This is a genomic window from Bacillus sp. FJAT-27001, assembly GCF_019039175.1.
GTDB classification, from domain to species: Bacteria; Bacillota; Bacilli; order Bacillales; family Bacillaceae; genus Bacillus; species Bacillus velezensis.
Genome location: NZ_JAHOAA010000001.1, coordinates 845,409 through 866,716, shown reverse-complemented (window position 1 = coordinate 866,716; position 21,308 = coordinate 845,409). Strand labels below are relative to the sequence as shown.

At 44.6% G+C, this 21,308-nt stretch carries 26 protein-coding genes, 1 tRNA gene and 1 riboswitch; of the genes, 13 read left to right on the top strand and 14 right to left on the bottom strand.

All coding sequences use genetic code 11. The features are described from left to right. Nucleotides 1–52 precede the first annotated feature (52 nt). From cotY to BGM27_RS03555, 4 genes are all read right to left on the bottom strand, one after another. Nucleotides 53–535, bottom strand: a complete 483-nt coding sequence (gene cotY, locus BGM27_RS03570; RefSeq protein WP_007409090.1) for a spore coat protein CotY — start codon at nt 533–535, stop codon at nt 53–55. A gap of 150 nt (nt 536–685) precedes the next feature. After that, on the bottom strand, nt 686–1,186 hold the full coding sequence (gene cotX, locus BGM27_RS03565; RefSeq protein ID WP_007409089.1) for a spore coat protein CotX: 501 nt from the start codon (nt 1,184–1,186) through the stop codon (nt 686–688). A gap of 91 nt (nt 1,187–1,277) precedes the next feature. Beyond that, complete coding sequence (locus BGM27_RS03560; protein ID WP_007409088.1) at nt 1,278–1,589, bottom strand: hypothetical protein; 312 nt, start codon at nt 1,587–1,589, stop codon at nt 1,278–1,280. Between the two features lie 39 nt (nt 1,590–1,628). Continuing rightward, nucleotides 1,629–2,015 (bottom strand): spore coat protein, encoded by a 387-nt coding sequence (locus tag BGM27_RS03555; protein ID WP_007409087.1) that lies wholly within the window; start codon nt 2,013–2,015, stop codon nt 1,629–1,631. A gap of 170 nt (nt 2,016–2,185) precedes the next feature. Between BGM27_RS03555 and BGM27_RS03550 the strand changes: the two genes are divergently transcribed. The 4 genes from BGM27_RS03550 to spoVIF all read left to right on the top strand — a co-directional run bounded on the left by BGM27_RS03550 (nt 2,186) and on the right by spoVIF (nt 3,701). Further along, entirely contained in the window at nt 2,186–2,542 is a 357-nt protein-coding gene (locus tag BGM27_RS03550; RefSeq protein ID WP_007409086.1) for a DUF1360 domain-containing protein, read from the top strand. Nucleotides 2,543–2,828: 286 nt separating this feature from the next. After that, the gene (locus BGM27_RS03545; RefSeq protein WP_003154990.1) at nt 2,829–3,026 is read left to right on the top strand and encodes a hypothetical protein; all 198 of its coding nucleotides are present in this window, start codon (nt 2,829–2,831) and stop codon (nt 3,024–3,026) included. A gap of 92 nt (nt 3,027–3,118) precedes the next feature. Then, the gene (locus BGM27_RS03540) at nt 3,119–3,280 is read left to right on the top strand and encodes a YjcZ family sporulation protein (protein WP_007610678.1); all 162 of its coding nucleotides are present in this window, start codon (nt 3,119–3,121) and stop codon (nt 3,278–3,280) included. A gap of 166 nt (nt 3,281–3,446) precedes the next feature. Further along, complete coding sequence (gene spoVIF / locus BGM27_RS03535) at nt 3,447–3,701, top strand: sporulation-specific transcription regulator SpoVIF (RefSeq protein ID WP_003154986.1); 255 nt, start codon at nt 3,447–3,449, stop codon at nt 3,699–3,701. Between the two features lie 68 nt (nt 3,702–3,769). Here spoVIF and BGM27_RS03530 read toward each other — a convergent pair whose 3' ends face one another. Then, nucleotides 3,770–6,055 carry an ATP-dependent helicase gene (locus BGM27_RS03530; protein WP_007409083.1) on the bottom strand — a complete coding sequence of 762 codons (2,286 nt, stop codon included), beginning with the start codon at nt 6,053–6,055 and terminating at the stop codon, nt 3,770–3,772. A 121-nt stretch (nt 6,056–6,176) separates the two neighbouring features. Here BGM27_RS03530 and BGM27_RS03525 point away from each other — a divergent pair, with 121 nt between their 5' ends. Both BGM27_RS03525 and bla (BGM27_RS03520) read left to right on the top strand, forming a co-directional pair. After that, a complete protein-coding gene (locus BGM27_RS03525; protein ID WP_007409082.1) occupies nt 6,177–6,431 on the top strand; it encodes a hypothetical protein in 255 nt (84 codons plus the stop codon). A gap of 68 nt (nt 6,432–6,499) precedes the next feature. Further along, a complete protein-coding gene (gene bla / locus BGM27_RS03520; RefSeq protein WP_007409081.1) occupies nt 6,500–7,249 on the top strand; it encodes a subclass B1 metallo-beta-lactamase in 750 nt (249 codons plus the stop codon). Nucleotides 7,250–7,290: 41 nt separating this feature from the next. On the opposite strand, the gene BGM27_RS03515 is transcribed toward bla (BGM27_RS03520), so the two are convergent. From BGM27_RS03515 to BGM27_RS03490, 6 genes are all read right to left on the bottom strand, one after another. After that, on the bottom strand, nt 7,291–8,013 hold the full coding sequence (locus BGM27_RS03515; RefSeq protein WP_007409080.1) for an ABC transporter permease: 723 nt from the start codon (nt 8,011–8,013) through the stop codon (nt 7,291–7,293). Then, on the bottom strand, nt 8,006–8,743 hold the full coding sequence (locus BGM27_RS03510) for an ABC transporter ATP-binding protein (RefSeq protein WP_007409079.1): 738 nt from the start codon (nt 8,741–8,743) through the stop codon (nt 8,006–8,008). The genes BGM27_RS03515 and BGM27_RS03510 overlap by 8 nt, the downstream gene beginning before the upstream one ends. Next, the gene (locus tag BGM27_RS03505) at nt 8,744–8,977 is read right to left on the bottom strand and encodes an AbrB/MazE/SpoVT family DNA-binding domain-containing protein (RefSeq protein ID WP_007409078.1); all 234 of its coding nucleotides are present in this window, start codon (nt 8,975–8,977) and stop codon (nt 8,744–8,746) included. A gap of 160 nt (nt 8,978–9,137) precedes the next feature. After that, nucleotides 9,138–9,569 carry a GNAT family N-acetyltransferase gene (locus tag BGM27_RS03500; protein ID WP_007409077.1) on the bottom strand — a complete coding sequence of 144 codons (432 nt, stop codon included), beginning with the start codon at nt 9,567–9,569 and terminating at the stop codon, nt 9,138–9,140. Between the two features lie 4 nt (nt 9,570–9,573). Continuing rightward, on the bottom strand, nt 9,574–10,089 hold the full coding sequence (locus tag BGM27_RS03495; RefSeq protein WP_007409076.1) for a YjcG family protein: 516 nt from the start codon (nt 10,087–10,089) through the stop codon (nt 9,574–9,576). A gap of 25 nt (nt 10,090–10,114) precedes the next feature. Beyond that, complete coding sequence (locus BGM27_RS03490; protein ID WP_007409075.1) at nt 10,115–10,837, bottom strand: esterase family protein; 723 nt, start codon at nt 10,835–10,837, stop codon at nt 10,115–10,117. 174 nt (nt 10,838–11,011) lie between these two features. Further along, nucleotides 11,012–11,137, top strand: a riboswitch (SAM riboswitch). A gap of 68 nt (nt 11,138–11,205) precedes the next feature. On the opposite strand from BGM27_RS03490, the gene BGM27_RS03485 reads away from it, so the two are divergent. The 3 genes from BGM27_RS03485 (at nt 11,206) to BGM27_RS03475 (ending at nt 13,706) form a co-directional block, all read left to right on the top strand. Continuing rightward, nucleotides 11,206–12,327, top strand: coding sequence for a methionine biosynthesis PLP-dependent protein (locus BGM27_RS03485; protein WP_007409074.1), 1,122 nt, complete (start codon nt 11,206–11,208; stop codon nt 12,325–12,327). After that, nucleotides 12,320–13,495: a cystathionine beta-lyase gene (metC, locus tag BGM27_RS03480; protein ID WP_007409073.1), complete on the top strand. Its 1,176-nt coding sequence runs from the start codon at nt 12,320–12,322 to the stop codon at nt 13,493–13,495. The genes BGM27_RS03485 and metC overlap by 8 nt, the downstream gene beginning before the upstream one ends. A 138-nt stretch (nt 13,496–13,633) precedes the next feature. Then, a tRNA-Val gene (locus tag BGM27_RS03475) sits at nt 13,634–13,706 on the top strand. Between the two features lie 583 nt (nt 13,707–14,289). On the opposite strand, the gene BGM27_RS03470 is transcribed toward BGM27_RS03475, so the two are convergent. Then, a complete protein-coding gene (locus BGM27_RS03470; RefSeq protein ID WP_007409072.1) occupies nt 14,290–14,625 on the bottom strand; it encodes a hypothetical protein in 336 nt (111 codons plus the stop codon). A gap of 21 nt (nt 14,626–14,646) precedes the next feature. Next, nucleotides 14,647–16,485, bottom strand: a complete 1,839-nt coding sequence (locus BGM27_RS03465) for a T7SS effector LXG polymorphic toxin (RefSeq protein ID WP_020953970.1) — start codon at nt 16,483–16,485, stop codon at nt 14,647–14,649. A 521-nt stretch (nt 16,486–17,006) separates the two neighbouring features. Between BGM27_RS03465 and BGM27_RS03460 the strand changes: the two genes are divergently transcribed. The 4 genes from BGM27_RS03460 to BGM27_RS03445 all read left to right on the top strand — a co-directional run bounded on the left by BGM27_RS03460 (nt 17,007) and on the right by BGM27_RS03445 (nt 19,718). Continuing rightward, a complete protein-coding gene (locus tag BGM27_RS03460) occupies nt 17,007–17,369 on the top strand; it encodes a hypothetical protein (protein ID WP_007407336.1) in 363 nt (120 codons plus the stop codon). Nucleotides 17,370–17,661: 292 nt separating this feature from the next. Continuing rightward, a complete protein-coding gene (locus BGM27_RS03455; protein WP_007407334.1) occupies nt 17,662–18,048 on the top strand; it encodes a VOC family protein in 387 nt (128 codons plus the stop codon). A 347-nt stretch (nt 18,049–18,395) separates the two neighbouring features. Beyond that, nucleotides 18,396–19,316 carry a class A beta-lactamase gene (bla, locus tag BGM27_RS03450; RefSeq protein WP_124693399.1) on the top strand — a complete coding sequence of 307 codons (921 nt, stop codon included), beginning with the start codon at nt 18,396–18,398 and terminating at the stop codon, nt 19,314–19,316. A gap of 120 nt (nt 19,317–19,436) precedes the next feature. Continuing rightward, the gene (locus BGM27_RS03445) at nt 19,437–19,718 is read left to right on the top strand and encodes a putative quinol monooxygenase (RefSeq protein ID WP_007407331.1); all 282 of its coding nucleotides are present in this window, start codon (nt 19,437–19,439) and stop codon (nt 19,716–19,718) included. Nucleotides 19,719–19,817: 99 nt separating this feature from the next. Here the strand turns inward: BGM27_RS03445 and BGM27_RS03440 are convergent, their stop codons facing one another. After that, nucleotides 19,818–21,230, bottom strand: a complete 1,413-nt coding sequence (locus tag BGM27_RS03440) for an MDR family MFS transporter (RefSeq protein WP_007407330.1) — start codon at nt 21,228–21,230, stop codon at nt 19,818–19,820. Nucleotides 21,231–21,308: the final 78 nt, after the last annotated feature.

Here is a 21,308-nt window from a genome sequence, read left to right as displayed (position 1 = left end):
GTAATAGAAGGTTGGAAGGGGATTCTTCTTTAGGAAAGATGCGAATCAATGACTATCCGTGATGCTTTTTCTCTTTGTGCGGCGCAGGCCGGTTAACAAGCTCCGGTGAAAGGCACTGAATGGCGCTGAAGCAGCTCAGATCAACTTCAATGCAAAATTCTGTTTTTTCTAAACCGAAGAAATCAGGATCACAAGGATGGCAGACGCTGAGGGTGTCGCCGTGCACATCTACGGGGCGCAATACTGAAAGCGTCGCGCAGCAATCGCATAGTCTTTCTACACGAAAGAAAATGGACTCAAAGCACTGGCTGTCATCCGCAAATCCTCCGACGTTCCCGAATGTGGAGAACAATCCGCCTTTTTTATCAAATACGAGAAACGGAATGGTGTCTTTACCTGCAATCGTCGGGCTCAAAAGATTCGTATAGCATCCAGTCGGGCATTGTTCTTCAACAGCCTCTTGTTCTGCTAAAATCTTCTCGACTGCATCGCATACACAACTTTCATCTCGGCCATGGTGTTTTCCGCAGCTCATGGATTTCAGCTCCTTCTTTTAGGGTATTTGACTTTTGTCTTTAACAACATATGTACGCGAGCCTCACTTGGTGTGGGTGAACGTCTATATATTCATCATATGCGGAGAAAATAAGAAAAAGCAGAGCATTTTTAGCTCTGCTTTTTCTTTTTAGAGGACGAGGGTGATGACTAAGATGGCAATCAGTGTATTTGTTGCTGTTGAGATCAATGTTGCGATATCGGCATCTACTGTTGTCACGTTTACGCCGCGGGAGTTTTCGATGAGCAGTTTTTGACGGTTGATTTGTTTGTTAGCTGTTAGCTGCAATAAGTCTTGTGCGACCAATTCAGCGATGACTCCGTCAGCGATTGAAGTGAGAGTGGCCGTTACGACTGCTGCATTAATCGCTGTCATGACTGAAGTGACTGCCTGAATATCTGTCGATGTCACGTTAATATCACAAGAATCTCTGATAATAATCGCTTCTTCAGAAACTTGTTTGTTGAGATTCGCCTGTGCCAGGTCTTGGTCGATGAAGGCATTATCTTCGCCGAACCCGTGTCCGTTACAGCAAACATTACATCTTCTGCCTTCTTTTTCTTCTTTTTCTTCTCGCGGATGTTCGCATTCAGGATCAAGTGCAACCCAAGAGTATGGTCTGCTTTCCATATCTATTCCTCCTTTTCTTTTACTAATATTAAATGAGCCGGCCCCTTACTTTGACTCAGGCATCTATCCTGATAAAAATCACTATTTTTAGTTATTGACCGGGATTTTGGCGTCTTTGCCGGAGCTGTTCGATTAATTGTTCTCTGCGGGTTTGCTGCTTTGTCTGCTGTTCTTGCGCTTTCTGCTCTTTTTTCTGTTTCTGGCTTTCAAGAAAAGCTTCTGATTTCGCCTGCATGTCTTTCACTAATGCGATCAGCATTTCTTTTTCTTCATCAGGTATTTCCCGCATTTTATCTTTTGTCACGCCGTGTTTTTTGAAGACATTGCTGACAAGCACTTTTAAAAGCGGATCCACTTCTGGTAGATTTGCGAGTTCTTCTTTGAATTTTTCGTTATCTGCCATTTGTTCTCACCTCTATTTTAAAAATTTGAAAAGAAAGAGTTAAAGGATGTCTAGTTCAGCAAAAAGTATATTTAATAGCTGAAACAAAGTTTGTACAAAGGCCATGATATCGTCTGCTGTCAGTGTGATTTTAATATTGCGGCTGTTAATGACTTGAATGAGGGTTCGCTTTTTTATTTGGCAATCCTCGAGGATCAGCAGTTCGGTTGCCATTTGATCGGCTGTGTCTTCATCTGCGATCACGAGCTGTGTCGCGAGGATAATCGCCGCAGTAACTGAAGCTTGTATAGAAAGAGCAGCCGTTATATGTGTTGTATCTATTGTGACATTTTCGCAATCAATCACTTCGATCTTCTGCTCGAATTCGTTAGATAATTGTTCGAATATTTGCGGTTGCAGTGTTTCGACTTTTTCTTCAAACGACATAACCTTCACTCCTTTCTCATTCATACTCTATATAATGCAAATGAAACGCCGAGCGGAATAAGAAAAACAACTAAACCGCACCTATTTTTTTACCGGACAAGGTGCGATTCATGAAGATCAGGGTTTTCGCATATGTATAAAGAGGTCAAGTTTTGAAAAGGAGTGAACAGGTGGTTATCAATTGGCTTTCATTTATTCTGTTATCGTTTGCCGTTTTCCGGCTGGCCAGGCTTTTCGTATTTGACACTATTATGGCGCCGCTTCGGAGCCTTTTTCACGAGGAAAAAACAGAAACCGCACCCGACGGCACGACAGAAACCTACATTGTCATAAAAGGCAAAGGGATCAGGGCATTTATCGGTGAACTTCTCAGCTGCTACTGGTGTACGGGCGTATGGTGTGCCGCCTTTTTAATTGCCGTGCAGATTGTGATACCCGAGACCGCGCAATGGCTGATTTTACTGTTAGCCATAGCCGGCGCAGCCGGGATCATTGAAGCTGCGGTTTCTCGTCTTCTGCAGGAATAAGGCGGTTCCACCAGCAACTTACCGTCACCTTCGGCATAAACTGGCATATATGACATAAGGAAAGGAAGGATCACCATGAGTCAATCAAGCAAACCTTCCCAACACTCTCCATACAAATCAACTGAGCATCAGCCTTACGAAAAAAAAATTAAGAAAAAAGGCTGCGGCTGCGGGCAAAAGAAAAAACCGAAATAGCCGTTTTCTAAAAAACCGGAACTTCCGGTTTTTTTGTTTTTTGCCGAACGCCGGCCCCTGTTCGGCATAGACCATAGGAGGAGGAGATGTTATGAATATATTTGAATCATTCATAAACGGTAAATACCGCCGGCACAATCAAAATCAGCGGGAGCATGACAACTATATCTTATCTATTGAAAAACAGCTCTCTGAGTTTGATGAAGCGGGATCGCGCTTTGAGGAATGGATAGATGTGTTTGCCGCCGAGACAGAAGCAAAACTGAAGAAAAATGAGCATTCTCAATAAAATGAAATGAAATCCGCACCGGCCCTATGCATTTATCCAAGCCAAACAAGTCGGCTCACATAGAGTATACAGAGTAAAGGAGGTGCTTAAATATGGGATTCGGATATGGCGGATTCGGCGGCGGCTACGGCGGTTACGGCGGCTGCGGCGGATACGGAGGCGGCTATGTCGGAGGCGGATACGGCTCAACATTTGTTCTTGTTGTCGTATTGTTCATCCTTCTGATCATTGTCGGTGCATCCTTTTTTGGCTAAACCTTAGCAAGACCTTGGATAAGCGCGGGACCGTTCAGTCCCGTGCTTCCCTGATGTATGAAGGAGTATAGAGACGGGGCACTCGGAATTTTTTCCTTGTCTTACGGGCACATGTTCCGCTCTTTATTCATACAATATCGTATTACTCCACAAAAGGAGGCACACCATGGATAATCAATTTTTCAAAAATATTGAGAAGAAAACAGGCGTCAGCATGAAGGATGTCATGAACCTTGCAGGATCATTGCAAAATGCCAATTTCAAAGATGAAAACACGGTGAGAGGCGTCATTCAGAAGGTGTCCCAGCTGGCTAACAAGCGTGTTCCGAAAGAATTGGAAGACAAAATCGTTCAATCTATTACAAGCGGTAAAGAGAAACTTGATTTTGGCACCATTTCTAAAATGCTGAACAATAAATAGGCGTCAGCCGGCCTTGCTAAAAAGGCCTTTTTATGTGAGAAGAACCCGGCAGTGATCTGCCGGGTTCTTTATATCCTGAGTGCGCTCCGTCTGTCCGTCCGAAGAAGGGGCTCGAGAAATCTTGAGCTGCGCGCTGTTTTTCCCCGCCTGTACGCGGGACAAGATACATATAAATGCTGCATGGCCCTTGTCATTGCGACATACAGAAGCCGTCTTTCTTCTTCGAGCGGAGCGGGATCGCCCTGTCTCGCCGTCTCAAGCGCGAAGTCATGGGGGATCGAGCCGTCAGCCGCGCCTAAAATATAGACCGTATTGAATTCAAGACCTTTAGAACGGTGAATGGTCAGCAGTTCGACGCCGTTTTCATCGGTTTTCAGATTCTCAGCGGCGCGCATATGATCGACATGCGCAAGAAAATCGGGAATCGTTTTGAATTTTTTGGCGGCCACTTTGACATCCCTGAGATCATCAGAGCCTTTTTCCAGTTTGTTTCCCTCATTGCCCCGTTTTTTTAAATACTCGGAAAAACCCATTTTGCTTTCTGCAAAGGTGATGGCTTCAACCGGCTTCATTGTCCGGATGCTTGCGAAAAACGGAACGATCTGCTTGATCTTCCCTATTTGAAAAGGCTTCAGGTCAGGCAGTTTCGTCAGTGCCTTAATCATCGTGCAATCTTCCGTAATTGACAGCGCCTTTAACGTTTGCAGGGCGGATTGCTTTAAAAATAAGGCGGGCAGCAGGTCTTTCACCGCATCCGGATCATCTTCATTCTGACTCGCATATAAGTAGGCGAGGATCTGGCGTACGATTCTGCGGCTGTAGAACGTCTGGACGCCCCTGTCGGCATGATAGGGAATCGATGATTGATGCAGTCTTTCATAAATGGCCCGTCCGGCGCTGTTTGTCCGGTAAAGCACGGCAAAATCGTCAGGACTCGCCCCGTTTTGAATCTTCTCTTTCATATCCGAAACGATCATGGTCGCTTCTTCTTCTTCATCGTAAGGAAAAAACATCACGGGATTGTGAACGCCGTTTTTGACGGCAGAAAGTGTTTTTTCATACCGTTTTTTATTTTTCTTTACGACGGCATGAGCGCTAGAGACGATCGGATGCGGCGATCGGTAATTTGCCGTTAAGTAAATGGTCTTTGCTGCCGGATAATCTTTCTGAAAATCTAAAATGAAAGACGGGCTGCTGCCGCGGAACGCATAAATGGATTGGTCGTCATCACCCACGCAGCACAGGTTATTCTCTGGGCTTGCGATCATTTGCATAATGTTGTACTGGACAGGATTGATATCTTGAAATTCATCAATCAAAATATGAGAAAATCTGTTTTGGTACTGCGCGAGAATATCAGGCCGGCTTTGAAACAGTTCATAACAGCCTTGGGCCATGTCATCAAAATCAAATTGCCGTTTTTCCTGCTTCTGCCGTTCGTAATGTTCGTAGAGCCTGTACACTTTTTTCTCCCAGTCGTCCGCAAGCGGAATGGTCTCATGGGGTAGATACGTGTTTTTCCAGCAGCCGATAAGCTGAAGCGCCTGGTCGACGGGAAACTCTTTTTCATCCAAGTTTTCTTCATAGAGCGCCTTTTTCACATATTGCTCTTTTTGCCACTCCATTTTTAAAAGCTGGCTGCCGTTCCATTTTGAAGAATCATAATGACAGAGTATTTTATAGAAAAAACTGTGGAATGTTCCGGTCACGAGACGGGAGACTTTTCCGGCTGCCAGACCGTACTCATTCGCCATCCGCTCTTTCATTTCGGCGACGGCTTTTGTCGTAAAGGTCACAAGCAGCATATTTTCAGGTGAAATGCCGAGGTGTTCAATCATATGGGCGGCGCGTGCTGTCAGCACCCTTGTTTTTCCGCTTCCCGCTCCGGCAAGCACTAATAAAGGCCCGTCCGTTTCAGTAACTGCCTTCATCTGTTCACGGTTCAGGCCGATGCCGGGGAACAAAGATGTATCAGCCGCCTCGGATGTTGGTGAAAACGGTTCGGCCGCAGGCACTTTTTTCGGGCTTTTCCATTCTGAGACGATCGGTTTCGGATTCTCTGAAATCGCTTTTCCTTTCGGCAGGCGGAACATGCCGGCTTCCTTATACTCTTCTTTTTCTTTCTCCGCTTGTGGTGCCTCGGCCGCGCATGCTTTTTCACAGGCGGTGAAGTCTCCCTTTTGCCGGTGATAAAATGCCGGCTGCTCTAAAATCGAAAGCCGCATCAAGACGGGCTGCTCACAATGTGCGCAAAAAATATTTCCTTTCTGAGCTTCTTCAAAAAGGAATTGGTAATGTTCTCTAGAATATGTATGTAAATGTATCGTTCGGTTATTCAGTCGGGCGCATTTCAAAAAGGGGTCCTCCCATTAAAAGGTGTTCATCCATTTGATAGACAAAGAATATCATAACAAAAGAACAGCGTTTCAAAAAGTAAGATTAAGGGAAATGAAAGCGAAGGGGGGAGGGGTACATATGATTTATGCAGGACGGATTCAAAACCAGCAGTATTCTCAATACGCAAACCGGGCAGCGGGTTATAAGTCTGATTATGCCGGCATTACGAAAGCGGCCGCCCTTGCCAATGACAGGGTGTACAGAGAGGTGGAGCGCCGCCAGGAAAACACCGCAGCCGCAGAAAAGAAAGTACATGAGGAAAAACGTAAGCGCTCTCTTTCCCGTCTGCCGCAAATCATGGGAAAAGGCCGGTTGATAAATCAATACGTGTGAAAAAGCCCGGATATATCCGGGCTTTTTTGAGTCGTATATATGAAAGATGCGGAAAGGAATGATTCAATTTGAGAAAGCTTTCATTATTAATTGCGGGGTTATTTCTATTCGGCCTCTTTACTGCCGGAATGAAACCGGCAGACGCGGCGGAGAGCTCCGCAGCAAAAGATGTCACTCTCACACAGCTGGCGCCGCATGTCTGGATGCATACAAGCACCGGTACGGCAGACGGAAGTCCCGTCCCTGCGAACGGATTGCTTCTTGAGACTTCCAAAGGAATCGTACTGATTGACACTCCGTGGAATGACAGTCTCACAGAGCAGTTAATGACACAAATAAAACAGCGGTTTCCCGGCAAAAGGATGACCGATGCCATTGTGACACACGCTCATGACGATCGTATCGGCGGGCTGAACACCCTGTATACATACGGTGTAAAGGTGCACAGCACGAAGCTGACCGCCGACTTGGCCCGACAGCAAGGATATGACCGGCCGCTCGGAGATTTGAAAAACGTGACAAAGCTGCAGTTTGGCGATATGAAAATTGAAACGTTTTATCCGGGAAAAGGTCATACGGAAGACAATATGACCGTCTGGCTGCCTGAGGAGAAGCTCTTATTCGGCGGATGCTTAATCAAGGCTTTAGAAACAAAGGAAATCGTACCTACTCCGGGTTTTTATCCGGATCAGTGGCCGCGCGCCGTCCGCAAAGTCATGAAAAGATATCAGGACATCAGCATTGTCGTTCCGGGCCATGGCAGTCCGGGGGATGACCGTCTGCTGCCGCATACGATAAGCCTTCTGAAAGAAACGTAATAAAGAAGACCGGCGCTCCCATTACGGAGTGCCGGCTTTTTTTATCTCTTCCTGATTTTCATAAAACTGAGGAAAGCAAGTGCAAGCGCCAAAACGGTATATCCCGCTATCGGCCAAATATGCTGATGAAAGGAAGAATAATCTCCGGATATGACTTCCTGGGCCAGTTCGATCGAGTGAACAAACGGTAAGGCATAAGCGATATGTTTGAATGTGTCACCGAGCAGGCTCACCTCCATCCAGGCCCCGCCCAGAAATTGCACGAGTGTAATATAAATCGTTCCGATACCTGAAATTTGTTTGTCCGTAAACACAGCCCCTAAACATAAACCGAAGAAAACGGACATCATCGCAATCGGCAGCAAGACAGCGATACCTGCGAGAAGATTCATCCACTCGGCGGATAAACCGGCAGCCGCTGCTGCGATAAAACAAATGACGATTTGTAAAATGGCTAACGGCAGCATCGGCATTGCATAACCGATGACATAATCGGCTGTTTTTAAAGGGGAAGCAAACAAACGGGTCAAAAGGGCGGTCTGTTTGTCTTTTGCGATCAGCAATGCAGAGAACATCGTAAGGAAAGCGAAACCGAAAACAATGAGTCCGGGTGCTAAGTGCTGAATTTTAAAGGTATCAAGCGGCGCATTTTTTTCAATCGCCGTAAACAGAAACAATAGAATAACAGGCAGTGCGATTCCAAGGATAATAGACAGGGGGTCACGAAAAATTTCTTTGCGGTTGCGAATGGCGAAATCAAGCATAAAGACCCGCCTCCCCGTCACAAATCGCTAAAAAGGCATCTTCAAATGTAGCTGAATGAGTTTGCTTTTTCAGAGCCTCCGCCGTACCCAGTGCTTTTAAAGTCCCATTTTCTAAAATGCAAATACGATCTGCCAGGGCTTCAGCCTCTTCTAAATAGTGTGTCGTTAAAATAATCGTCATGTCACCCTTTAATGCCTCAAGATTTTTCCACAACTCGCGGCGTGAACGGACGTCAAGCCCTAATGTCGGCTCATCTAAGAAATAAATATCCGGCTTGGTGATCATTCCCATTGCGATGCTGAGGCGGCGCTGCATTCCTCCTGATAATGTTTTTGTTTTTGCTCTTTCTTTCTCTTTTAATTGAAACAATTCGAGCATCTCATCTGTTCTTTTTTTTGCTTCTTTTTTCGGAATTCCGTAGACTCCGGCTATAAACTCTAAGTTTTCCCGTACGGTTAGATGAGGAGCGATGGCTGTTTCCTGCGGGGACATATTCAATTTCGGTTTTATTTTATCCAAATCAGTCAAAATACTGTGTCCAAGCACTGATGCATCACCGTCATCCGGAGAAAGGAGTCCGCAAAGCATACTGATTAATGTCGTTTTTCCGGCTCCGTTCTCACCGAGTAAAGCGAAAAATTCCCCTTTCTCAACTGAGAACTCAAGACGGTCAACGGCGGCGGTTTCTTTATAATGTTTCGTTAATTGCTTCAGCTCAATCGCGTGCATTTACTCATCCTCGCTATCTTCATCGATTTGCTTAGCGTTTAAAATATCTTTTGCAAACTCGAAAAAGAGTTCTTGTTTAACAAGTGCGATACCTTGCTGGTCATCCCCGAGCATAAGCAGTGAATCCCCCGGATTTATATCGAAAACATCTCTTGCTTCTTTAGGAATGACAATCTGTCCTTTTGTACCCACTTTAACAGTCCCGAAAATGTGTTTTCCTTTTGGTGCCGTCATGTTTATCCCTCCGAAATATGAATTGTACTTTTTGTATGAATTGTAATACTTCGCATACTAAACATACATTAACCTTCCATAAAATGCAATAAAATTCATGAAATAGTATTATTTTCATAAAAAAAGCACTCCTGCCATATCAACAGGAGTGCTTTTGATTTTATCGTTTGTGTTCCTTTATCATTTCCAGATGGGGGATGCCCGCATCGAGAAATTCTTCGCCGGATGTGACGCGGTATCCTTGTTTTTCGTAAAACGGAACCGCCTGCGTCTGCGCATGTAAGATAAAGCTGTCGGAGCCTTTGGCTGCCGCCGCTTTTTCAAGCGCCTGCATAATGATGGCTCCGACGCCTAAAGAACGATGGCTTTTCATCACGCAGATGCGCTCTAATTTTCCATGCCCGTCTTTCAAGCGCCATCTGCCGGCTCCGACCGGCTGGCCGCCGTCATATATGACTATATGCTCTGACGTGTCTTCGAATTGATCAATCTCTTCTTCTTCCGGAACGTGCTGTTCTTTAACAAAGACCTCTTTTCTGACGAAAAAAGCGTCGTTTAGCTGTTTTTCAGTTTTTGCGATGATGGATTCCAAGCAGTTATTCTCCTCCGCCTAATAAAAATGTTTCATACACAGTCCATGAGCCGTTATCCAGCTGATAGAGCAAGTGAAAACGGTCGATGACTTCTTCGTGAGAAATGTCCAGCATTTTCAGCTGTCCGAGTACGTCGGAATGTTCATCTGACGACAGCTTCTGGCCGACCGTGACATGCGGAACGAAGCTGTATTCCGGCTCGCCGGATAATGCTCCTGAGTAGCATTTCTCACTCAGAGATTTTAATTCCTCCGTCGGCTCTGCTTTCATATATATCACATTATTCACAGGAGAAAACGAGCTGTATTTTGTGATTTTCAGAACGAGCGGATGCGACTCTTTCGCCGTCTGTCTCAGTTGTGATACGACCTGCTCGATTTCCTGTTCTGTCGCTTCAAACGGATCTCTTAGCGTCAGGTGCGGAGGAATGAGCGCGTAGCTAGGGTCGTAGCGTTTCCGGTACGAATTTGCGAGATCCTGTAATTTTTTTGATGGAAATAAAACAATACCGTATTTCATGAAAGTTCCCTCCTTAAATGAATGGTTACAGCATTTTTTTCAGCGCCGGCGTGATGAGCGGCTGCCAGTAGGTCCATTTATGATCCCCGTCGAAGGTTTCATACGTGTATTCAGACTGTTTGCTTTCCAGCAGCTGTTTGAGCTCTTCGTTCGGCGCGGTGAAATCAAGAACCTGGCCGTCTGTCGTGTGAACGCCGGTTTCTTTTTCTCCGATTTGATGATAAACGGAAATCTGTTTGAGATCCTCCGACTGCCGGACGGCATCCAGCACGTGCCCGTCAACATACGGAGACTGCATGATGACGTTTCCAAACATGTTCGGATAGTCAATCGCCGTCATGAGCGAAACGGTTCCGCCGAGGGAATCCCCGATCATGGTGCGGCCGTATCCGACTTGATAAGTCGGGTATTCTTTGTCGATAAAAGGAACGAGCTCATTTGCGATGAATCGCTTATATGAGGCGAACTTAGACCCTTCTGGATGGTATGTGTTTCTTCGCTCCCGCACATTTTTATAAGGGACGCCGATAATGATGCAGCGGTCAATTTCCCCTTTTGACATAAGCTCTTCCGCCTGCCGCCCGATTCTCCCTAATCTGAAATAATCATGGCCGTCCTGAGCGATGACCGTATGATATTTATACAGGGGGGAGAAGGTGGCGGGCAGGTAGACCAAAACGGTCATTTCCTCTTCAAGCTCATGGGAGAAAAGTTTTTTCTCATGAATGATTCCGTTTTTTGATGCCACTTCGCATTCCTCCAGGCCGCTTCTTGACTTGATGGTTTTTTCCTATTGTACCATGAATTATTAGAAATTTCTTTCTTCAGATGCACTTCTTGCGAGAGTTCAGATAAATAAAAAGTTATTGAAATTCATTTTATAGTGCGTTAATATAGAACAATCAGAAAATACAAAACAATATTCTTATCACGAGAGGTGGAGGGACTGGCCCTTTGAAACCTCAGCAACCGGTTTGCTTTGCCGCGGGAAGGCAAAGTGCCAAGGTGCTAAATCCAGCAAGCGATTCACATGCTTGGAAGATAAGAGGAAGAGAAAAGCTCCTTCTTCTTATGAAGAGGGGGCTTTTTTATTTTTGAAAAGGATGGTGCTTACTGATGACGCAGCATGTTGATACAAAATTAGCCCAAATCGGAAATAGAAGCGAAGAAGCAACGGGAACGGTCAGTCCGCCGATTTATCTGTCCACCGCTTACCGACATAGAGGAATTGGAGAATCTACAGGCTTTGATTATGTGCGTACGAAAAACCCGACACGCCAGCTCGTTGAAGACGCTATCGCCGTGTTGGAAAACGGTGCGAGAGGCTTTGCTTTCAGCTCGGGAATGGCAGCCATTCAAACGATTATGGCTTTATTTAAAAGCGGGGATGAATTGATTGTATCCTCCGATTTATACGGAGGCACGTACCGTTTGTTTGAAAACGAATGGAGAAAATACGGCTTAAGCTTTATTTACGATGATTTCAGCGATGAAGACTGTTTACGCTCCAAAATAACGGAAAACACGAAAGCGGTATTTGTTGAAACACCGACAAACCCGTTAATGCAGGAGGCGGACATTGAAAAAATCGCCCGGATTACGAAAGAAGCCGGCCTGCTTTTGATTGTGGATAATACGTTTTATACCCCGGTGCTACAGCGCCCGCTTGAACTGGGAGCGGACATCGTCATTCACAGCGCCACAAAATATTTAGGCGGGCACAATGATCTCCTTGCCGGTCTTGCTGTCGTAAAGGATGAAGAGCTCGGCGAGATCATGTTTAATCACCAAAATGCGATCGGCGCGGTTCTTTCGCCGTTTGATTCGTGGCTTTTAATGAGAGGGATGAAAACACTCGGACTCAGAATGCGCCGTCATGAAGAAAACGCCCGTGAACTTGCGGAATTTTTAGAACAGGAAGAAGAAATCGCCGATGTGTTATATCCCGGAAAAGGCGGGATGCTGTCTTTCCGGCTGCAAAAAGAGGAATGGGTCAATCCGTTTTTAAAGGCGCTGAAAACGATCTGTTTCGCAGAAAGTCTCGGCGGGTTGGAAAGCTTTATTACGTACCCCGCGACACAGACGCACATGGATATTCCAGAAGACATCCGTATCGCAAACGGCGTCTGCAACCGTCTGCTGAGATTTTCAGTGGGCATTGAACATGCAGAAGATTTGAAGCGGGATGTAAAGCAGGCATTACAGCAAGTAAAAGAGGGGGCCGTGTCATATGAGTAATCACAATTGGACGCTGGAAACCCAGCTCGTGCACAATCCATTTAAAACAGACGGAGCCACCGGAGCCGTCAGCGTCCCGATCCAGCATGCTTCCACATTCCATCAGTCTTCATTTGAAGAATTCGGGACATATGACTACAGCCGCTCAGGCACACCGACAAGAACAGCGCTTGAAGAAACGATCGCAGGTCTTGAAGGCGGAACGAGAGGCTTTGCTTTCAGCTCGGGAATGGCGGCGATTTCGACGGCGTTTCTGCTCTTATCCCAAGGCGACCATGTCCTCGTCACGGAGGATGTGTACGGCGGAACATTCCGCATGGTGACTGAGGTTCTGTCCCGTTTCGGAATTGAACATACCTTTGTCGATATGACGGACACAGAAGCGGTCGCCCGCGCCATCCGCCCGAACACGAAAGCCATCTATATGGAAACACCGTCAAATCCGACGCTCGGCATCACGGATATTAAGGGCGTCGTCAAACTGGCAAAGGATCACGGCTGTCTGACATACCTTGACAATACTTTCATGACGCCTGCTCTGCAGCGTCCGCTTGATCTCGGCGTAGATATCGTGCTTCACAGCGCGACGAAATTTTTAAGCGGCCACAGTGACGTGCTGTCAGGCCTTGCCGCCGTAAAAGATGAAGAGCTCGGCAATCAGCTGTATAAGCTGCAAAATTCATTTGGAGCGGTGCTCGGCGTTCAGGACTGCTGGCTCGTATTGAGAGGCTTAAAAACATTGCAGGTCAGACTGGAAAAAGCGAGCCGGACGGCTGAGCGGCTGGCTGCCTATTTTGACGGGCATCCCGCCATCAAAAACGTTTACTATCCCGGCCTTGCCGGACACCCGGGAGCCGATACCCATAAACGTCAAGCGAGCGGAGCGGGCGCCGTCCTGTCCTTTGAATTGGAAAGCAAAGAAGCCGTCAAAAAGCTGGTCGAAAACGTATCGCTTCCGGTATTTGCCGTCAGCCTCGGCGCCGTCGAATCCATTCTCTCATACCCTGCAGCCATGTCGCATGCCGCCATGCCGAAAGCAGAGAGGGAGAAACGCGGCATCACAGACGGCCTTCTGCGCTTGAGCGTCGGAGTCGAAAACGCCGAAGATTTAGAGCGGGACTTCGAACAGGCATTGAAAAAAATAACCCCTGCCCAAGTGAGATCATAAACGAAAAGGGCGCCGTCAATTTTGCGACGCGCCCTTTTTTTATTTTAGATAAAAAAAGTGTTGACGAATGAGAAATCAGGATATATAATTATAAATGTCAGAGAGACAACAACATACCCAGCAACACATACATATCATGATTCCGTAGCTCAGCTGGGAGAGCGCTACCTTGACAGGGTAGAGGTCGCTGGTTCGAGCCCAGTCGGAATCATCCACGGCGGTTAGAGGCGTTATATCAACGTTTCTAGCCGTTTTTTATTGCGTTGACTTGGTCGATGACTTAGGCGTATTAAGGCGCAGGGTAGCGGTCCTACCAACGACAAGGTAGCGGTTTTTATTTCGGTGACTTAACCGAATGGAGGCGGTAATATGTCCGCAAATAGAACAGGAAAACGCGTCAAAAAGGAACGTACTTTACGGAAGACTACGCGCAATCTCGATGTGATTTTCTATTTCTACGGACTGAAGACAGTCTATCCTATTCTTTTATCTTGAGGGATTCAATGTGTTGTTTTATTTGTTCTGTAACTTGTTTAAGGCATTAGGAGGTCTACTATCAGGATTGGAGAGCCCTTTTTTTATTTTACTAATGTTTTTTGGATCACTCAGAACAGAAAAATATACTTTCCGACCTTTTCGGCAAGTGATGTCTGACATGTTACTCAAATTTCACGCACTATAGAAAGCCGATCTCTTATGAGAAAGGCTTTCATATTTTGGTCCTGTGGGAAATTTGAATTCCGGCTCAATAAAGGTTAAGAACCAAATTTCACCGCGTAGAATAATGAATGTACTTAATCTTTGAATATCTCAGGAATTTTATTTCTCCATATTAATAACAACTCTTTAAATTGGTCTGTTTCTATTGAGTTTTTATAAGGGTCATCGATTAAAAAAGGGTTTTCAACATCGGTAACATCTTTTTTTATCAATACACTTATCCCATTTAAATCAATTTCAAAATCCTCATGTATCCCATTTAAAACATTCTGGATGTATTCTATATACTCATCAGTTTGTTCTATTGTTGTAATATTTTCAATGAAGTCAGAGAAAAGACTGATTTCTTCTGGTAAAACTATTTTTATATCACCAAATGGATCCTTATCAAACCTGTATGAATATTTCATGTGTCACGGTCACCTTTAAGATTATTTTTTATATAACGGATATGCTGTTGCTATTGTTCCGTCACTATTTAAATACATTTCAATTTTAATTCCTGTTGAAGTGACTCCCCTATACTTATTTGAACGTACTTGTTTTCTAGTATGATAAGCTTCGTCAATTGCTTTTAATACATCGGCGCGGTTCCATTCTCTTGGAAAGAAACTTGAATCCGCTATCTTTTTTACAGACCCGACTTCAACTTTCGCCATATACACTCCATTTTTGTCAGGTTTCTTTTCTGTACCTGGTATAATCTTCCCACCCATCATGCTTTCATGGTGGTAGCCAACTGCTTTACCGCGTTTATTAACTTCTCCATGATAAATATGTTTCATTGTACCTGTGGTATACTTGCTTTTTCCTGTACTAAAATTTGAAGTCACAGATTTACTGTGAACACTCTCTTTCTGCTCTTCAATAATACTTTTCAGCAAAGGCGTATTCTTCACATTGTGAGTATTTTCAATATCCTGTGCTATTCCGGCAAGCGCGGGTTCGTACTTGTTTTTCGAAACGGAATTAATATAGTCTTTTCCTTTTTCAATCCCGGTTTTTACATGTTTTACAGCCGCTTTTTCTCCGGCTTCCAAGACGTAATCCACTTTGGCGGCACCTGTTTTTGCGAGCTTGCTTGATACTTTTACAGCTGAGCCGGAACCTTTTAGTCCGACGATGCTCCCGATGGCGTAGGTGATGTAATGTGATCTTGAATACGCATCCCCGTTAACCATTTTATCATTCCATGAATCCGCCAGGTTTGTCCATATGATTTTTGCGTAGGAGGGTGTGTTCAATACAGCTGATATGGTTTTAGCGACTTTTTGTTCATCAGAGAGATGGTAAAAATCCCATGCGCCGACAGCGAGATCTTTGACGCCTGTTATGGTGTCTTTCCCGACATCATAAAGGCCGACGCCTATTCCTTTGACGATATCCCAAGCCGTTTCTCCGACTTCTTCGAGCTGTTTTGCTTGTTCAAGCTGCATCACATATTCCACCTGAGCAGGTTCAAGGTTTTCATAGCCGATCTTTTTCGCGATTTCCAAATACTCATCCGGATCGGTCACACCATCGGCCAGCTTTTTCTTTAGGGCCTTAACTTCCCGCTCTTTCGCCTCTTCCTTCTTAATCGTCAAATAAGCATCCGAATGTCTTGCAATCTCGTCTTTTTTCTTATGGATGTCGCTTTCTCGGTACGCCTTGGCATTGTAGTGAAGCGGCGTGGCGCTTTTTCCTTTGCCTGTGGCGTTTTGGAGCTGCTGAAAGTCGGCTTGGATGAACTGTTCGTTCGCTTCGGTTTCTGCGTATTCTTTCGTTAGATCGTGATCAAGTTTGCCGAGTTTATGTATCGTTTCGCTTCTTTTTTTGTCAGCTGAAGAAAGCTTTTGTTCTGTGCTTTCGGTTGAAAACAATTCGAGCGAGATGATGTCTTCGATCTCTCTGAGGATGGACCCCATATCCTTTTTTTGCCCTTCCATAATTGCCTTTGATTTACTGAGGGCGTGGGTGAGCTCATGCTCCAGAAATGATTCCTCCACATGCGAATTGGAAAGTCCGGCATCTTCGACCTTACCGGGAAGGCTTGTGAGAAATGCGATTTTCATATCGATCAGATCAAGCCAGCTGTTTGTGACGCCGGCGTGGTCCTTGAAAAAAGCTTTGATATTATTGGCGCCCCGGCCTGAGAAGTCGCTGTCACCGAGATCAGCCATACCTTGAAACGCTTTTTTTAGATTGACCATCTGGCCGCGCAGTTTTTTGTATTCACTCGCGCGCTGTTTGGCAGCGGCCAGCAGGGTGGTTGCTTCGAAAACTTTCATGACCATAATCCTTTCATTCGAAATACTTCAACAAGATATTACCATGGAAGAATGAAGAAAAAGACAAATAAGTATTTTGAAAGTGCAAAATGATTAATTTGTTCTGGGTAAATTTACTTATTTTATGATCGGGAATTGGGGAAGAGTTAGCTTTAGGTTGAATCGGTTGTTAGAACATCATGTGACGCACCTCCTTTACAAAGCATACACACATATTAGAGGGCTGAAATTCACCCGTATGGATTGGATACGGCGACCCAAACGGCTTTTCGCATGGAACCAACATGCGGTAACTGGTCAACAGCTTTAGAAACTTCATTCTAACAGGGAAGTGCGGCAAGCATTGGGAATATAAAGAAATATAGGCTTACAGCTATGCAGGATGTGTGAATATCCGTCAGACGGCGAAGGAAAGGCAATCTCCATGTGTCGTGACAGTTCGAATGCGGGTGTATTAAACTTCCCATTCAACCGGAGTTATGTCTGAGGGACGAAAAGACTTTTTTTGAGGAGGAAGCGGAATGATTGAATTTACACGGCCATCGCCTATGAAGAAAACATGCACGATGCACCCGGAAAAGGAATCTGTCAGATCGGTTTCGTTTACTGATTTTAACGGCAATTCTGTAACAGTAACCCTTTGTCAAATGTGTCTGGCTGAATTAAAAATGAAAGCCGCGACTGAATACAGGAGCATGACAGAGGAGCGGGCCAAACTGAATCGTTTCAAGATTGGTGATCATGTGTATTTAGAGCATTTGGGAGTAGTCAGCGAGATAAAAAACATGGAAGGCGTTCAAGTGGCAAACAGGACAGACACAGACGGAGTCCGAAAGGCTACCCCTAAGGAAATCGCAGAATTTAAAAAGCAGGGGAAGCAATGACAATGAAAAAAACTACTCAAGTCAATCATTTATCCGTTGTGTTACTTACAGGAGCGGCGGCCGGATGTTTACGGATGCGCGACTTACACGGCCGGAGCCTCCACGGTGAAGTGAAGGAAAATTCAAACCAAGAATGTGAATTGATCAAACGCAGTTTCATGAATCTCCGAAGGCTTTCATCCGAAATTTAGGTGCAGTATGGAAAAAAATTTATGGAAACTTGACATAATGCTGTCAGGTCCCTATTGTATGATTAAATGAATGGCCAGTAAAATGATAGGAGGCGTTCAATATGAAATTGCTGCAAATTAGACTATTGGTTAATGACTTTAAGAAAAGCGTCGAGTTTTATAAAGATTCATTAGGACTTCCAATCAGTTGGTTAGAGAAGGAAATGGAATATGCACTCTTCGATAATGGAGAAACGAAAATAGAGCTTTTATCTCGAGAAAATATGGCTGAAATAGTTGGAGAAGAAAGAAAATCTTTAGACGGAGATGCGCAATCAAGATTTTTGCTTCAGTTTAAGGTAGAAGATGTTGATAAAACGTATGACTATCTGCACAAGCAAGGGATTAAATGCGTCAATGAACCACATGATCGTCAGGAATGGCGTGCACGAGTGGCTCATTTTAGAGATCCAGATAATAATCTTATTGAAATATATAAAATGATATAATTTTTTGACTGGCAGGATTAAGGTAATGCGTTTGTTAACTTACTTATGATTTTTATAGTCTGCAAGAGAAACATATATAGGTCCAAGACGGAAAGCCTGCGGACACTGATCATTGCACAGCTCACTGTGTTGTGATTAGTGTCCGTTTTTATTTGCACGGAGGGATAACAAATAGATGATGAACACGAAGCGGACATGCAAACATTCAGACGCGGCGAGGGCGGCGCATTTAATAAGGGGAGGAGTCAGAATGCAGGATTTAATCATCTCAAAGGAAATATATTGACTTTCATCCTGTTTGTAATGTTAATTAGAAGATGTATACAAAATCATTATAATGAGGAGGTCTGGATGTGAAAAATAAAGCGAGAATACAAGTTGGAATATGCATTGGACTTTTATGTTTAAGCTTTACCGGTTTCAATCCTTTATTCGGCTCAGCGCATGCTGAAGCGAAATCTATAGAAAACACAAAAATGACAAGCTGTATATTGAATCAAAAATTTGTTCAGCTTGAGAAAAAATTTGATGCCAGGCTTGGGGTTTATGCGATTGATACAGGTTCAAACAAGACAATTGCCTATCGGCCGAATGAACGGTTTGCTTACGCATCAACCTATAAAGTTCTGGCTGCAGCTGCTGTTCTGAAGAAAAGCTCAAATGAAAAACTTAATGCCATCATCCGCTACAGCAAAGACGATTTGGTTACATATTCTCCAATCACAGAAAAACACCTGGATACAGGCATGAGCCTGAAAGAAATCTCAGAAGCCGCTGTCCGTTACAGCGATAATACCGCCGGGAACCTATTGCTGCAGCAGCTTGGCGGTCCCAAAGGTTTTGAAAAATCACTGAAACAAATTGGGGATCATGTAACGAAAGCTGATCGATTCGAGACGGATCTAAACTCTGCGATTCCCGGGGATCGTCGTGACACAAGCACCGCAAAAGCACTGGCAACTGACCTTAAGACTTTCGCTTTGGGTAACACTCTCACGGCTGACAAGCGCACGATTTTAACAGATTGGATGCGGGGCAACGCTACCGGCGACGAACTGATTCGGGCAGGCGCTCCTGCAGGATGGGAAGTCGGCGATAAATCCGGAGCCGGAAGCTACGGCACACGAAACGACATTGCGATCGTTTGGCCGCCTGACAGAGCCCCAATTGTTTTGGCAATCCTGTCAAACCGGTTTACGGAAGATGCCAATTATAATAATGCTCTTATCGCTGAGACTGCAAAAGTCGCTCTAAATGCTCTTAAATAAACATTGCCGTTCATTTTTTATGGACGATTTTTATATGTTGAGAATGCGGTATGCCGGTTTCGTTTTTCGATAAATGTTATAATGTAAAGCCATAAAAAGATGGGAAGAGGGGGAATTTCGATGCATTACATAACGGCATGCTTAAAAATCATCAGTGATAAAGACCTTAATGAAATAATGAAAGAGTTCAAAAAACTTGAGGAAGAAACGAACAAAGAAGAAGGCTGTATTCAGTTCCATGCTTATCCGCTCGAACCATCAGAACGCAAAATCATGCTTTGGGAGATTTGGGAAAACGAAGAAGCTGTTAAAGTCCATTTTACGAAAAAACATACAAAAGACGTTCAAAAACAAGAATTAACGGAAGTAGAATGGTTAATGAAAAGCAATGTGAATGAGTAAAAGGCTTTGTCTGTTGTTGGCTGACTTTGCCGGCAACAATCATCAGTTTCATTCACTAAAACCCTTGCTGTGCAAGGGTTTTTTACTTTAAAAAGTTCTTTATATGGCAGTCTTTTTATGGGTAAGGAACAGACTTGGAATGAAGATGGCCGCAAGGATGATGACGGATACTAAGAATCCGGCATGGTAGCCTTTTAAACTGTTCGAAATCGTCGGCTGCAATCCTTGTATGACAGTTGCGGTAACGGTTGCGATCACAGCTGACCCAAAGCTGGAACCGAGGTTTTCAATCATATGAATACCGACACCCGCTTCCGGAAGCTGTTTGCTGTCAAGACCTGTATAAGCGTCACTCATCAATGGGAGCATAATTCCTCCAAAACTGGTGCCGCGGATAAATAATACGACGGAAATCCAAATCATACTTGTGTTATCGGTGATAAAAATAAGCGGGATAGATCCGATCAGCGAAAGAACAAGACTGACCGTAACCACGTATTTCGCACCGATCTTATCAATCATTTTTCCGATCAGCGGACGAGTCACGAGCATTCCGACTCCTTGAGGGATTAAAGCGAGTGCTGCTCCGGCTGCCGTGAAATGACGAATGTTTTGAAAAAACAGCGGAAGTATTAACATCGGCCCCATGATGGCAACATTCGCTAAGAACAACCCGATCGAAGATGATAAGAAGCTCTTGTTTGCAAACAAATTCATAGGCAGCACGGTTTGGTTTTTCTTGATCAGATTATATACAAGATAAATGGCTGCTGAAACAAGACCGATGCCCGCCCATAAAATGGTGTTGCTATTGTTAAATGATGCATGATCCGCCGCTTTTGTAATACCGTACATCAATGCCGTGCTCATTAATGACAAATTGATAATCCCGAAAATATCGAGTTTACGATCTTTGTTGAATGGTTCAAAGTCTGGAATGGTTTTCATCATAAGCGGTGCAGCAATCAAAACGATGAACACGTTGATGTAAAAAATCCAATGCCATGAAGCGCCTTGGACGATGAAGCCTCCAATGACAGGTCCTAAGATCGGACCGAAGATCATAGGGGTGCTGACGATTGCCATCACTTTTCCCAGGTTTTCCGGACCTGCCGTTTTAACCAAGAGTGTTGACATAAGCGGAGTCATAATGCCGGCGCTGAATCCTTGAAGCAAACGGAAGAAGATGAAGCTGGAAACGTCACGGCTCATTCCCGCAAAAACAGAAATGACACCAAAGGCGATGACTGAGCCGATGAAGATTTTCTTACCGTTATATTTATTCATAAGCCAGCCGGATACGGGTACTGCAATCGCAAGTGCTAAGACATAGCCTGTAACGGACCACTGAATGGTATCCAATGTCGTGTTGAAGTCTTTGGTCAGTTTGTCGATGGCGATGTTTACCATCGTAGAGTCAAGCATTGGAGCGATTGCTCCCAGTGCAATAGCCCAGGCGGCTGTGAGAACTTCTTTTGGCACCCGAAGTTCCTTTCTTTTATGTGTTGACATATTACTCTCCTCTCAAAATTGCTGTCTTTGTTTCCTTGTCAACAAAATAATAGAGTGATTTTGTTTCTTTGTCAACAA